This window comes from Pradoshia sp. D12 (assembly GCF_008935075.1).
In the GTDB taxonomy this organism is placed as follows: domain Bacteria; phylum Bacillota; class Bacilli; order Bacillales; family Pradoshiaceae; genus Pradoshia.
In genome coordinates this window covers 2570622-2584438 of sequence record NZ_CP044545.1, presented here as the reverse complement: position 1 = coordinate 2584438, position 13817 = coordinate 2570622, and the positions used below count along the sequence as shown (strand labels likewise).

At 37.6% G+C, this 13817-nt stretch carries 11 protein-coding genes; all 11 read left to right on the top strand.

Features of this window, described 5'->3' with window-relative positions; all coding sequences use genetic code 11:
- Position 1: 1 nt before the first annotated feature.
- The 11 genes from F7984_RS12350 (at position 2) to F7984_RS12300 (ending at position 13346) form a co-directional block, all read left to right on the top strand.
- Positions 2–994, top strand: coding sequence for an asparaginase (locus F7984_RS12350; protein WP_140462092.1), 993 nt, complete (start codon positions 2–4; stop codon positions 992–994).
- A 153-nt stretch (positions 995–1147) separates the two neighbouring features.
- Positions 1148–2710: a glutathione ABC transporter substrate-binding protein gene (locus tag F7984_RS12345; RefSeq protein ID WP_140462093.1), complete on the top strand. Its 1563-nt coding sequence runs from the start codon at positions 1148–1150 to the stop codon at positions 2708–2710.
- A 79-nt stretch (positions 2711–2789) separates the two neighbouring features.
- Positions 2790–3710: an ABC transporter permease gene (locus tag F7984_RS12340; protein WP_140462094.1), complete on the top strand. Its 921-nt coding sequence runs from the start codon at positions 2790–2792 to the stop codon at positions 3708–3710.
- 15 nt (positions 3711–3725) lie between these two features.
- Positions 3726–4622, top strand: a complete 897-nt coding sequence (locus F7984_RS12335) for an ABC transporter permease (protein WP_140462095.1) — start codon at positions 3726–3728, stop codon at positions 4620–4622.
- Positions 4623–4632: 10 nt separating this feature from the next.
- The gene (locus F7984_RS12330) at positions 4633–5631 is read left to right on the top strand and encodes an ABC transporter ATP-binding protein (protein ID WP_140462096.1); all 999 of its coding nucleotides are present in this window, start codon (positions 4633–4635) and stop codon (positions 5629–5631) included.
- Positions 5624–6445 (top strand): ABC transporter ATP-binding protein, encoded by an 822-nt coding sequence (locus tag F7984_RS12325; RefSeq protein ID WP_140462097.1) that lies wholly within the window; start codon positions 5624–5626, stop codon positions 6443–6445. Before F7984_RS12330 ends, F7984_RS12325 begins: the two co-directional genes overlap by 8 nt.
- A gap of 108 nt (positions 6446–6553) precedes the next feature.
- Positions 6554–7936: a M17 family metallopeptidase gene (locus F7984_RS12320; protein WP_140462098.1), complete on the top strand. Its 1383-nt coding sequence runs from the start codon at positions 6554–6556 to the stop codon at positions 7934–7936.
- A 61-nt stretch (positions 7937–7997) separates the two neighbouring features.
- Positions 7998–9287 carry an alpha-L-fucosidase gene (locus F7984_RS12315; RefSeq protein WP_140462099.1) on the top strand — a complete coding sequence of 430 codons (1290 nt, stop codon included), beginning with the start codon at positions 7998–8000 and terminating at the stop codon, positions 9285–9287.
- A 182-nt stretch (positions 9288–9469) separates the two neighbouring features.
- A complete protein-coding gene (locus tag F7984_RS12310; protein WP_140462100.1) occupies positions 9470–10438 on the top strand; it encodes an ROK family glucokinase in 969 nt (322 codons plus the stop codon).
- Positions 10435–11118, top strand: coding sequence for a copper homeostasis protein CutC (locus F7984_RS12305; RefSeq protein WP_140462101.1), 684 nt, complete (start codon positions 10435–10437; stop codon positions 11116–11118). Before F7984_RS12310 ends, F7984_RS12305 begins: the two co-directional genes overlap by 4 nt.
- Before the next feature lie 431 nt (positions 11119–11549).
- Entirely contained in the window at positions 11550–13346 is a 1797-nt protein-coding gene (locus F7984_RS12300; protein ID WP_140462102.1) for a GmrSD restriction endonuclease domain-containing protein, read from the top strand.
- The last annotated feature ends 471 nt before the right edge of the window (positions 13347–13817 follow it).

Genomic DNA, 13817 nt, shown 5'->3' with positions numbered 1-13817 from the left:
TATGGTATATCCTGTGATTGCAGAGGAATTCAGAAATCATCAATTAGAAAATATACATCAGGGTGTCATATGTATTGTCAATGAAAATAAAGAGGTTATTTATCAAAAAGGAGATATTAGCACACCGTTTTTTTATAGATCGGCTATGAAACCTATTCAGGCAATACCCGTTTTCACAACAAATATTATGAATCAATACCATCTCACCGACGAAGAAGCAGCCTTATTTATAGCTTCTCAAAGAGGTGAGAAATACCATGAAGAAGCGCTTATCCGTGTAAAAGAAAAACTGGATATTACAGAAGAACATTTGGTTTGTGCAAGCAGCTATCCTTTAAATGAAGCTCCGAAAATGGACTATATCTTAGCAAACAAATCTAAAAGAAAAATGATGCATAATTGTGCTGGAAAACATTTAGGATTCTTAGGATATACAAAGATGAAAGGATTAAGTCAGGAAGGGTATGAACGACCTGACCATCCTTTACAAAAAGCGATATTGCATTATTTGTCTGAATTATCGGAAGCACCTATTAATGAGATTATATCGGGAACAGATGGCTGCGGAGTACCTGTTTATGCCGTGCCACTTGAAAATATGGCCATCTCTTACTTGAAATTTGTCAGACCTGAATTGATAGAGGAACAAACTGTAAGAGATGCCGTTATACATATCGGTGAGATCATGAATGCTCACCCTGAAATTATTGCTTCACATGATTTTATATGCAGTGTTTTATTAAAAGATAAAAATATTATCGCAAAAGGAGGTGCTCAAGGGGTTTATTGTCTTGCATTAAGAGAAGAAAAGATAAGTATTACATTAAAGGTCCTAAGCGGGACTGAATTGCTTTGGCCATTATTAGTGGCTGAAATTCTTAAAAAACTAAACTATCAAAATGAAGATACCATTCATAATTTACTTCAATTAAAATCAGATACCATTTTGAGTGATGACGGCAGCGTTGTCGGTGAAACAAAAATCTACTTATAAATTGCTTCGGTCCAAGTAGTCTGAGATAGAAAAAGCACTGCAAACTATGTTAACGTGCAACATTAAACGATGTCTATGGTCATAAGGGTATGGAGAGTCTACTTTTTCGTAAGTCATAATCAAAATAAAAATAAAAGGGTAAGGGAGAAAAATATGAAGAAATTTACTGTTTTAGTACTTATTCTAACTCTAGCACTAATTAGTGCAGCGTGTAGCAGTGAGGAAGCAGGTACATCAGGAAAAACAAAGAAAGCTTCAGGTGACAAGGAAATTACGATTGCCATTGACCAAAACTTTATCACTCTTGATCCACATAATGCAGGAGATACCGTATCCATCTTTGGAATTCGTTCCATGTACGAAGGATTAGTTAGTTTTGATCAGGATATGAACATTGTTCCTGCCCTGGCCGAGTCATATGAAGTTAGCACAGATGGATTAAACTATACGTTTAAATTACGTGAGGATATAAAATTCCATGATGGAGAGCCATTTAACGCAGAGGCAGTAAAAGCTAACTACGATCGAATAATGGATGATGCCAATAATTTAAGTGCGAAGCGTAGTTTGAAATTTGTTGAATCGATGGAGATTGTTGGTGATTATGAAGTTTCCTTTAAACTGACAGAACCTTTTAGTGCCATGATTAATAAGTTTGGAATGATACCTATGATCAGCCCGAAAGCAATCGAACAAGGAACAAAATATATTGAGACAAATCCTGTCGGTACTGGAACATTTGAATTTGTTGAATGGAAACAAGGTACAACCCTTGAAGTTAAAAAGTATGCAGACTATTGGGGTGGGGATCAAACAAATATAGAGAAGGTGAAATTCACTCCAGTTCCTGAAAACGGATCTCGTGTAGCTATGTTAAAAACTGGTGAAGCTGATTTTGTATACCCAATGCCACAGCAAGATGTGAAACAATTCAAAGATAGTAAGGATGTTAAGATTAATGAATCGCCGTCCTCCATTGTGCGATATGTATCCATTAACACATTTATGGACCAATACAAGGATCTAAAAGTTCGTCAAGCTATGAACTTGGCTGTGGATAAAGAAGCTTATATACAAGTTGTGAAATCTGGTTATGGTCATGTTCTTGATTCAACAATGTCTTCAGAAACTCAATATTATGCAAAACAGGAAGCATATGAGTTTGATGTAGAAAAGGCAAAAGAGCTAATGAAAGAAGCGGGTTATGAAAAGGGATTTGAAGCAGAAATCTGGGGTAATACAAGTTCCGAATCTTTAAAAGGAATGGAATTTATTAAGCAGCAATTAGCGCAAATTGACATCGACGTTAAGATTAAATCCATGGAAGAAGGAACTTTGTCAGATGAGATTTATACACCGGCAAAGCCGGAGGATGCAAAGGTCCAAATGTGGTATGTTAGCTGGTCACCTTCATCTGGCGATGCTGACGGTGCAACGCGCAGTTTGTTCAGCAACGAGTACTTCCCGCCAAATGGAGCAAATACTGCTTATTATGATAATGATAAAGTTACAAACTTGATTAAAGAAGCAAATACTAAAACAGATCCGAAAGAGCAAGAAAAAATCTATCATGAGATCCAAAGTACTGTATTTCAAGAGGCGCCATGGATTTTCTTAGCAACAGATGTTAACTTGTCAGCTCAAGCAAATCATTTAGAAGGTGTATATGTTGCGCCGGACGGTTCAATCAATATTTCAAAAGCGCAATTGAAATAGGTCAATTATTAATATCATCAACCAAAGAAAGGGCTTATGCGAGTAAGCTCTTTCTTCATACATTGGAGGTGTTTTTCTTTTGTGGCAATATATAGCGAAACGTCTTGTTAGTCTTATCCCGTTACTCCTTGTTGTTTCATTTATCGTATTCATGTTTATTCACTTAATACCTGGTGATCCGGCGCGGCTTTTAGCTGGGAAAGAGGCAACTGCGGAAGAAGTAGAAATGGCAAGAGTAAGTTTGGGGTTGGATAAGCCATTATATGAGCAGTATTTTGTTTATTTGAAGGACCTGCTGACTGGTAATTTGGGCTATTCGGTAAAATCAGGTGTAGCAGTTAGTCAATTGATTGGAGAACGAATTTTACCAACTTTAGGTCTAACTTTTATAAGTATTATCTGGGCACTGGTAGTTGGCATCTTAATTGGAGTTGTTTCTGCAGTATATCGAAATAAATGGCCAGATCATCTGGGAATGTTTACAGCTGTATCCGGTATTTCACTTCCAAACTTTTGGGTTGGTCTTATTCTTATTCAAATATTTTCTGTGCAGCTGGGTATTTTTCCAACAGGAGGAGCAGAAAGCTGGAAAAGCTACATTATGCCTTCATTCGCTTTAGGTGCGGGGATTATGGCCATGATTGCCAGGTTTACGCGATCATCCCTTGTGGAGAGTATGAAACAGGATTATATCCGGATGGGACGTGCTAAAGGATTGAACAGCAGTCAGATTATTTTTGGACATGCCTTGAAGAACTCCTTAATTCCAGTTGTGACCGTTGCCGGGCTGCAGTTTGGCTTCTTGCTTGGTGGTTCTGTTGTGGTTGAAAAGGTATTCAGTTTTCCGGGGCTTGGAACTCTATTAATTGATTCTATTCAATTCCGTGATTATCCGGTTGTTCAAGCTGAAATATTATTATTCGCCATACAGTTTATTGTCGTGAATTTGATCATAGATATTGTGTACAGCTATTTGAATCCAAAAATCCGGTATGAGTAAGGAGGGAAGATCATTATGAGCAATCTTCAAACAGAAACTACTTTTGAAATAGAACAAATGAAGACGAAAGGTAATCGTCCCCTTCTTCAATTTTGGCGTTTATTTCGTCGGAAAAAGCCAGCGGTTATTTCTTTCTACTTTGTTTTATTCCTGTTAATTATAGCTATCGTTGGTCCATATGTTACACCTTATAATGCGGCAGAACAAAATTATACAAGAGTGCTCGAGACATCTTCTGCCAGCCATTGGTTTGGAACAGACGAATATGGACGTGATATTTTAAGCCGAATCATCGCGGGCGCAAGAATTTCACTTTCGGTCAGTATTTCCGCTGTTACACTCGGTGCGATTGTTGGAAGTATTTTAGGATTGATCAGTGGTTTTGTTGGTAGATGGGTCGATAAATTAATTATGCGTATTTGTGACGTACTCTTTGCGTTTCCTGAATTGATTTTGGCTATTGGAATTGTTGCTATTTTAGGGCCTGGTTTAAAAAATGTGATTATTGCGGTTGCTTTTTTCAGTGTTCCTTCATTTGCTAGGATTGTCCGCGGAGCAACATTGGAAGTAAAAGAAATGTTATTCGTTGAAGCGGAAGAATCACTTGGTGCAAGCCGGCTGAGAATCATGTTTAAACATGTTTTCCCGGAGACATTACCGACAATTATTGTTTATTATACGATGAATGTTGGTACAGCCATTCTGGCAGCAGCAAGTTTGAGTTTTTTAGGTTTAGGTGCGGAGCCGTCTTCACCTGACTGGGGGGCAATGTTAAGTGTTTCAAGAGACTATATTGGTACTGCATTTCATTTAGTATTTTTCCCTGGTTTAATTATTTTCTTAACCGTTTTAGCTTTTAATCTATTAGGTGATGGATTACGAGAAATGCTCGATCCAAAAATGAAAGACTAGGAGTGTTTATATGCCAGATTTACTAGAGGTAAAAAATCTTAAAACAGGTTTTCAGACTGAAAATGGCTTCTTACCGGTCGTACAAGGCATCAGCTTTCACGTCAACCAAGGTGAAATCGTTGGATTAGTTGGTGAATCAGGCAGCGGGAAAAGTGTAACATCATTATCAATCATGCGCCTGTTCCATGATACAAGCGGCAAGGTTGCGGAAGGCGAAATTATATACAAAGGGGAAAATCTATTAACATTTTCGGAAAAGAAAATGACGAAATATCGAGGGAAAGAATTGTCAATGGTTTTTCAAGAGCCGATGACAGCCTTAAATCCTGTATTGACCATCGGGAAGCAGATGAGGGAAACCATTATGCTTCATATGAGAATGTCCAAAAAAGAGGCACAACAGTATGCGATTGAAAAACTAAAATCCGTTGGAATCCAGCGGGCGGAGCAAGTTATGAAGGACTACCCACATCAACTTTCCGGTGGCATGAGGCAGAGAGTTATTATTGCGATGCAAATCTCATGTAACCCTTCATTACTTATTGCAGATGAGCCGACTACTGCGTTGGATGTAACCATTCAGGCGCAAATATTGAAGTTGATGGAAGAGATTCAACAAAAAACGAATATGGGCATTTTACTGATTACGCATGATCTTGGAGTTGTGGCTGAAATCTGTGATCGAGTTATTGTGATGTATGCCGGGAGAATCGTCGAGGAAGCAAGTGCTGTTGAATTGTTTGAAAATCCGAAACACCCTTATACAAAAGGACTGATGGAATCGGTTCCCAAAATCGGATCTAATAAGGACCGGCTGAATTCAATCGCTGGAACCGTACCCAACCCGAACAACATGCCGAAAGGATGTAAGTTTACGCCAAGATGTCCTTTAGCCATGCCGATTTGTCATGAGAAAGAACCAGAGTTGATGGCAGATGGCAATCATTCTGCAAGATGCTGGTTATTGGATGAAGAGGTAAAGAAAAAGGAGGAAATGCTGAATGTGTGATGATATTTTAATAGAAGCAAAAAACATAAAAAAGCATTTCCAAATTAAGACAGGCTGGTTTGAAGAGAAAAAGTATGTAAAAGCGGTAAATGGCATCTCCTTTCATATTAATAAAGGTGAAACATTGGGGCTTGTTGGTGAATCGGGCTGCGGGAAATCAACGACTGGCAGATTGCTCAACGGACTCATTCCAGTAGATTCCGGTTCTATTATTTTTAACGGAGAAGACTTAACCAACGCAAGTAAACAAGAATGGAAAAAATATCGGCAGAAAATGCAAATGGTGTTTCAGGATCCTTACGCCTCCTTGAGCCCAAGGATGAAAATAAAGGATATTTTAAGAGAACCTCTTGATATTCATTTTAAACAAATGTCTTCCATAGAAAAAGATAAACGAGTAGAAGATCTTCTGGATAAATGTGGAATCAGCAAATTCCATTTGGATAAGTATCCGCATGAATTCAGCGGCGGACAGCGGCAGAGGATTGGTATTGCACGTGCTTTGATTTTACAGCCTGAGTTGATCATTGCCGACGAGCCTGTTTCTGCACTCGATGTCTCCATCCAGGCGCAAATCTTAAATTTAATGAAAGATTTACAGAAAGAGTTTAACTTGACCTATTTATTTATTTCTCATGATTTAAGTGTTGTGGAACATATTAGTGACCGAGTCGGTGTCATGTATTTCGGGGATTTGGTTGAAATAGGAACGAAGGATGATATTTTTAATAACCCAAAACATGATTACACAAAAACACTATTGTCCTCCATCCCGCAAATGATTCCAAAAGCAAAAAGAAAACAACTGAATTAGAAACTTAATCATCAATAGATTAATAAGTGACTATGCAAGTAGAATCAGCCTGACGCAATCTAGAGTGGCTGATCGCTTTTCATATATGATGCGAGTGAGGAGAAGGAAATGCATATAAACATCGTACCGATTCATGAAACAAATGATAATATCGTTTATTTTGAAGAAAAATCCTGCATTGAATTTGGTAAAGTGCAGCTTATTACAAAAGGGGAGGAATTGATTGTATATATTGGAATCGGTCAAGATTCTCTCACAATGGAGGATATTCGTTTTTTAGGCGGCATTTCTCGAAAAAGCCTGATAAATGCCAAAGCTGCAGCTGTTTCGGCCGAGTTTTCATTGATTATGGATCGGGCAGAGAAACCAGAACTTGGTAAGATCATTAGCTGTTTTATGGAAGGATGGTATTTGGCTGAATATCAATTTTCACCCTATAAAATGGCTGTAGAACTAAATCAGTTAACCATGCTATGTGAAGATGAAAGGTTAATAGAATATGATCGTACAGCACGTATCAGGGCAAATGCAGTCAATCTTGCTAGGGATTTATGTAATGAACCGGCCAATAAATTAACACCCACTGCATATGCTGAACGGCTAAAGCAAGTGTTCAGTGGAACAGATGTATCTGTCCAAGTGATTGACGATAATGAATTATTAAGTAATCAATTTGTCGGAATACATACAGTAGCAAAAGGAAGCAGTGAACCGGCAAAACTTGTTGTCCTGACGCTTGAACGTGATGTTAGTAAAGAAAAAATTGCTTTGGTTGGTAAAGGCGTGACATTTGATTCGGGCGGAACCAATGTTAAGACCGGTAATGATATTGGCGAGATGAAAATGGATATGGGCGGCTCGGCTGCAGTGACAGGGGCGATGAAGCTGCTGGCTGATTCCAACAAAGCCGTAAATGTTGTGGCCATTTTGCCGCTTGTTGAAAATCTTGCTGATGGAAACGCATTCTTGCCATCAGACATCATTCGTTATCGAAATGGACTTCATGTAGAAGTTGGAAATACAGATGCCGAAGGACGATTGATTCTGGCAGATGGATTGCTCTATGCTCAATTACTTGGGGCAAAAACCATTATGGATATTGCTACTTTAACCGGTAGTATCGGCAGTGCCCTTGGTTTAAAAGCGGCAGGTGTATTCAGTAATGCTGAATCGGACTTGTGGCACTATAAGCAGCTGGGTGATCAAACGGGTGACTATGTTTGGCCAATGCCGGTGTTTGATGACTATTTATATTATTTGAAAAGCGATTGTGGAGATATCAATAATATGAGCAGCTCGCCTTATGGAGGGTCGATTACGGCTGCTTTATTTTTAAAGCAATTTGTAGAAAAAGGAATAAAGTGGGTTCATATTGATATGGCGAATACGGTCCGGCCATGGCGTGAACAGGGATATTATGTACCCGGGGCATCTGGCTTTGGTGTAAGGCTACTATTTGAAATGGTCAGTTCGGAATTGTCCCTATCATAATTTTGACCAATTGAGGGTGTCTAGGAAAAAATATTGATGATTTTATATGGAGGGATAATTTATGGAATTAGATTGGCCAGAGTATTATGGTGATCCGTCCTGGTTTATACATGACCGGTTCGGTATGTTTATTCATTGGGGCTTGTATTCTTTACGTGCCAAAGATGAGTGGATCATGACACAAGAGAAAATCTCCAATGATGAATATGTACGATACTTGGAACAATTTGAGGCTGACCTTTTTGATGCGAAGAACTGGGTAAAACAAGCTAAGCAAAGTGGTATGAAATATATAGTCTTAACAACAAAGCATCACGAAGGGTTTACCTTATGGGACAGCGCCTATACTGATTATAAAATCACGAACACACCATATGGAAAAGATGTATTAAAAGAATTCGTAGAAGCATGCCGAGAAGCAGGAATGAAAATAGGATTCTATCATTCGGTCATCGACTGGCATCATCCACATTTTACTATTGATGGGCTTCACCCAGCCAGGGAAGATGAGGCTGTGAAACAAGAAGAACGAGATATGAAGATTTATCAAAAATATTTATATAACCAGGTTGAAGAGCTTGTCACCCAATATGGTAAAATTGATTACTTTTGGTTTGACTTCTCCTATGACGACCGAGACTGGGGATGGTCAAAAGGGAAAGGGGCAGGGGATTGGCATGCAGAAGAAATTGAAACATTAATCCTGAAACATCAACCCCATATGATCTTCAATAACCGTATCGGATTGAATAGAGGTGTGTATACGCCTGAGCAATATCAGCCTACAGGAATTTTAACAACATCGGATAATAAACAACGTGTATGGGAAGCTTGTCAAACTTTTAACGATCGGTGGACATATAACCCGAATAATCTAAACAGGAAATCAGCGGAAATGATTATTAAATTACTGATAGATACCGTTTCAAAAGATGGTAACCTGTTGATGAATTTTGGCCCGACCGCTAGAGGTAATTTTGATAAGGCATCCAGCAAAATACTTCAGGAAATCGGTGAATGGATGACCTATCATAAACAGTCGATATATGGTGCTGGTTCAACCGAATTAAATCCGCCTCAGGACTGTCGTTTAACAATAAAGGATGACCGACTGTTTATTCATATCTTTTCTTGGCCATTTAGAACCATTCATTTAAAAGATTTTCCTTATGAAATTAACTATGCACGCTTTCTGCATGACTATTCAGAGGTTCCGGTAAAACGTTTTGATCCAGAAGATTTAATTCATCATGATCGACCAGTTATTGCTAAGGATGAGGTTGTTTTAGAGTTACCTGTCATAAAGCCGGATTATGTGGTGCCTGTAATTGAACTTGATTTAAAAAGATAGACTTATAACGTGGAAATAACTTCAGGGATCCAATCTGGAGTTATTTTTCAAAGAATCATATTTAGCTGATAATGGATGATTGTTTGCCTATTTTTATGAGGTAAATAAGGACTTTTGTAACTGTGAAAGCGTTTATTATTCTTATCAATTAACAGACTATACTATTCTAAAGGATGACTTGCATGAAGCAAAAAATAATTGGAATTGATATTGGGGGAACCTCTGTCAAATTCGGAATCATCAATTTAAATGGTGAAATTTTATCTAAATGGGAAATTGAAACCAATAAACAAGATCAGGGAAAATATATTATAGATGAGATATGGACATCCATTCTACATAAGGTAACAGCTGACGAGCTTGAACAGTCAATTCTTGGTATTGGAATTGGCGTTCCGGGTCTGGTGGATGAAAGACAGGGCAAAGTTTTGGAGGCTGTGAATATCGGCTGGAAAAACTATGAGTTAAAAAAACACTTCGAAGAGAAAACATCACTCCCTATTTTTGTAGAAAATGATGCGAATAATGCCGTACTCGGGGAATGCTGGAGAGATGCGGAGAAACATGATGATATCATTCTTGTGACGTTTGGAACAGGGATAGGATGTGGAATTATTGTTGATGGAAAAGTTTTGCATGGCCATAAAGGGCTGGCAGGAGAAATTGGTCACTTTGTTGTTAATCCCAATGGACATCCTTGTAAATGTGGCAGGAGAGGATGTTTAGAGACCATAGCATCCGCGACAGGAATTGTGCGGGAAGCTATGAAAGTGGTGGATCAGGAGCCAACCAGCAGAATGGCTATGCTTTATATGGAAGATAATCATTTGACAGCAAAGGATATATTTCAGCTGGCCCAAGAGGGAGATGCGCACTGTTTGAAAATCATCCATCAAATGAATGATAATCTTGGACTAGTTTTGGCTAATGTAGCAACAGTTGTAAATCCGGCTAAAATTTTAATTGGCGGCGGACTGTCAAAGGCCGGTGATGTTTTTTTAACAGGGATTGCAGCCTCTTTCAAGAAACACGCTATTGAATGGATCGGTGACAATACGAAAATAGAATGTGCTAGTTTAGGTAATGACGCTGGGATAATCGGGGCTGCCTATTTAATAAGGAAGGCTGTCTATTTGGAGGCAGTGAAATGATAATTGAGGTAATTGGGACTCGATTGAAAGATGTGAAGGAAGCAGAATTATTCGGTGCTGATCGGGTGGAGCTCTGTCAAAGTATGTCTGAGGATGGCCTGACACCGAATTATGGTTTAATCAAGTTAGCGGTTGAATCAGTGGGAATTCCTATTAATGTTATGGTTCGTCCGCATAATGATTCGTTTGTTTATGATAGCGATGATTTAAAGGTAATGTGTGAAGATATCCGAGTGATAAGAAAAATTGGAGCAGATGGTATTGTCATAGGGCCATTAACAAATGAAGGTGCTATTGATGAAGATGTACTGCAAGCATTGCTAAATGAAGCTAACGGACTGGAAGTGACTTTCCACCGTGCTTTTGATTTTGTAAAAGACCAAAAAGAAGCAATTGCCACTATATTAAAATACAAACAAATTACAACGATATTAACAGCTGGGGGAAATGGACTGGCAACTGAATTTATGACTAATTTAGCGGGACTGGTTGAACATACAAAAGACACTCATCTAACGATTATGCCAGGGCATGGTCTGCGTATGGAGGATTTGGCAGAATTTTATCAAGTGGTGAAACCAAACGCCCTGCATTTTGGTACAGGAGTGAGAGTAGGTCATACATTTGCTAATGGAATTTCGAAGGACCAAATGAAATTGATTCGTGGGCTTTTAATGTAGTATCAAGCTAATAACCTTGTGATAGAGGTAACCTAATTAAGTTTGACTGACTGAAAAAAGGGATATGGTTGTAACAAAATGGATCCTTAAATGCCTCTGAATTGTTGCTAATGGGTAAGATAATGAGTATTTTACTTTTATGATTTTATATTTATAGAGTTATTCAGAAAGTGATAGAATAATATACCTATGTTTGTAGCTAGATAATGTACTAGACTATATAATGATTTTATTTACTTAAAGAGGAGTCTTCCATTTCTTTGAAGTCTCCTTTATATTTATCGCTCGCATTCAATTTTATTTTTGACGATAATTTTGCATAGTTAGAACATTGGTTTGGTTTTTAATTTATGTACTATATATTTTTTTGTCATAGCGGGTGTATGGCTGGTATGATGAAATTACACCTTTGATAGTCATAGGAGGTTCTTATGTCAAAATATAACGTAAACAATACGACAGTAAGTAATCTAATAAGCTGGATACATGCTGGTGAAATCGCTATTCCTGAAATCCAACGTCCATTCGTATGGAAGGCTTCGAAAGTTCGAGATTTAATTGATTCCCTCTACAATGATTACCCAGTAGGATATATTATTACGTGGCAGAATCCAGAAACTCGCCTGAAAGACGGCAGTATCTCAAGAGGTAAAAAAATCCTCATAGACGGTCAACAACGGGTGACGGCTCTTATGGCTGCAGTTGCTGGAATGGAAGTCGTGGATGACGATTATCGAAAAAAACGCATTATGATTGCGTTTAATCCTATTGATGAAAAGTTTGAAGTACAAAATCCTGCCATTACGAAAGATGTTAGGTGGATTCCAGATATTTCAACTGTATTTAGTCAGGGATTCGATCAATTTGGATTTATGGCTACCTATTGCCAAGCAAATCCTGAAATCACGATGAATGAGTTGAATCAAGTAATACAAAGGTTACAGAAAATAAATTATAACAGTATAGGTATTATCGAGCTTTCTCATTCGCTTGATATTGAGACGGTTACTGAGATTTTTATTCGTATTAATTCAGCCGGAGTTGTTCTAAGTCAGGCCGATTTTGCAATGTCCAAGATTGCATCAAATGATATGTATGAAGGAACGTTGATTCGTAAAACAATTGACTACTTCTCTAACTTGATGAAGAATCCGGGAGTCTACAATAATATTGTGACGAATGACAGTGATTTTGCTGCATTGCCTCGTTTTCAAAAGCTTAAATGGTTAAAAGAATATCATTCAAGTGTGTATGAGCCAGGATATACAGATGTCCTACGTGTTGCATTCACTTATAAATTTAGGCGTGGGAAGTTGTCGGATCTAGTGAGTCTTCTATCCGGACGGGATTTTGAGGCTCGAGTAAACCGTGAAGAGATTGCAGAAGCTTCTTTTAAAAAGTTGGAAGAAGCTGTAATGGATTTTGTTGATGATACTAATTTTAAGAGATTTATTATGATTGTGAAATCTACTGGAGTTATTCATAAATCTTTAATTAGGTCACAAAATGCATTGAATTTTGCATACGCTTTATTCCTATTGTTAAGAGAAAAAGGAGTAAACGGTCCAGAAATTAATCATATCGTGAGGAAATGGTTAGTCTTTTCTCTCTTAACTGGTAGATATTCAGGTTCTCCAGAATCGTGGTTCGAGTATGATATTAAACGGTTTGATACTCACGAAGATCCAAAGCGCTATCTTGAACAAATAGAGGCTGGTGAGTTGTCAGATGCTTATTGGAACCACGTTTTGGTTACTCGACTAGATTCCTCTGTAAAAAGTAGTCCATATTTCAATCTGTTTGTTATGGCTCAAATTGTAAACAAGGATCAAGCTTTCCTTTCCAAGTCAATTACAGTACAGCATTTAATTGAAGAACGAGGAGATGTACATCATCTTTTCCCGAAAAAATATTTACAAAAGAATGGGTTTAATAACCGAGCACAATATAATCAAATCGGCAATTATGTCTTCACTGAACAGGTGGTCAATTTGGCAATCAAAGACCAATCACCTAAAGACTATTTGGGGTTAGTCAAGGAACAGTGTCAGACGGGCAATCTTAAAATTGGCGAAATAGTGGATTTCGAAGAATTAAGGACCAACTTGGCAATGAACTGTGTACCAGACTCTATATTTTCGATGACAGCAGAAGATTATCCAGCTTTTCTGGAAGAGAGAAGAAGAATGATGGCACAAAAGATAAAAGAGTATTATCGGAGATTGTAAATAGCAATTAGAAGAACTAGAGAAGGACCGTCTCAAATTAGTAAAATCACAATGTCGAGGCTTTTCATTAATTGAGCAAATTAATGAAAAGTTTCTTTTTTTATTTTTGGTTGTTAAATCATCTGAATGTCCTAATCTACATAATTTAAATCGGTGAGTTAGCGGGGCTAACAAAGCTATCACTTTTTAGGATATATATTTGAGAATTTCTGATTGGTATAAATACATGGTTGATTTTTGTAAATAACTTTCAAATAAAAAGGTCTTTTTTACTAAAAAACACATTTACAAATATAGTAAGTACTAGTAAAATTCTATCAATGATGATAATTTTTATATGAAATATACCAATCTCTATTAATTTATTGCTAATAAGCATTTCTGATATAATTAATTATATTAATATACTTTTAATCAAAAGTGTTTTTAAACATTATGGCATTTCTTAAGCAGGGTCCGATGATTAATGGA

Coding starts and splice junctions, on each gene's coding strand:
- F7984_RS12350 (WP_140462092.1), top strand. CDS start 2: ATGGTATATCCTGTGATTGCAGAGGAATTCAGAAATCATCAATTAGAA.
- F7984_RS12345 (WP_140462093.1), top strand. CDS start 1,148: ATGAAGAAATTTACTGTTTTAGTACTTATTCTAACTCTAGCACTAATT.
- F7984_RS12335 (WP_140462095.1), top strand. CDS start 3,726: ATGAGCAATCTTCAAACAGAAACTACTTTTGAAATAGAACAAATGAAG.
- F7984_RS12330 (WP_140462096.1), top strand. CDS start 4,633: ATGCCAGATTTACTAGAGGTAAAAAATCTTAAAACAGGTTTTCAGACT.
- F7984_RS12325 (WP_140462097.1), top strand. CDS start 5,624: ATGTGTGATGATATTTTAATAGAAGCAAAAAACATAAAAAAGCATTTC.
- F7984_RS12320 (WP_140462098.1), top strand. CDS start 6,554: ATGCATATAAACATCGTACCGATTCATGAAACAAATGATAATATCGTT.
- F7984_RS12315 (WP_140462099.1), top strand. CDS start 7,998: ATGGAATTAGATTGGCCAGAGTATTATGGTGATCCGTCCTGGTTTATA.
- F7984_RS12310 (WP_140462100.1), top strand. CDS start 9,470: ATGAAGCAAAAAATAATTGGAATTGATATTGGGGGAACCTCTGTCAAA.
- F7984_RS12305 (WP_140462101.1), top strand. CDS start 10,435: ATGATAATTGAGGTAATTGGGACTCGATTGAAAGATGTGAAGGAAGCA.
- F7984_RS12300 (WP_140462102.1), top strand. CDS start 11,550: ATGTCAAAATATAACGTAAACAATACGACAGTAAGTAATCTAATAAGC.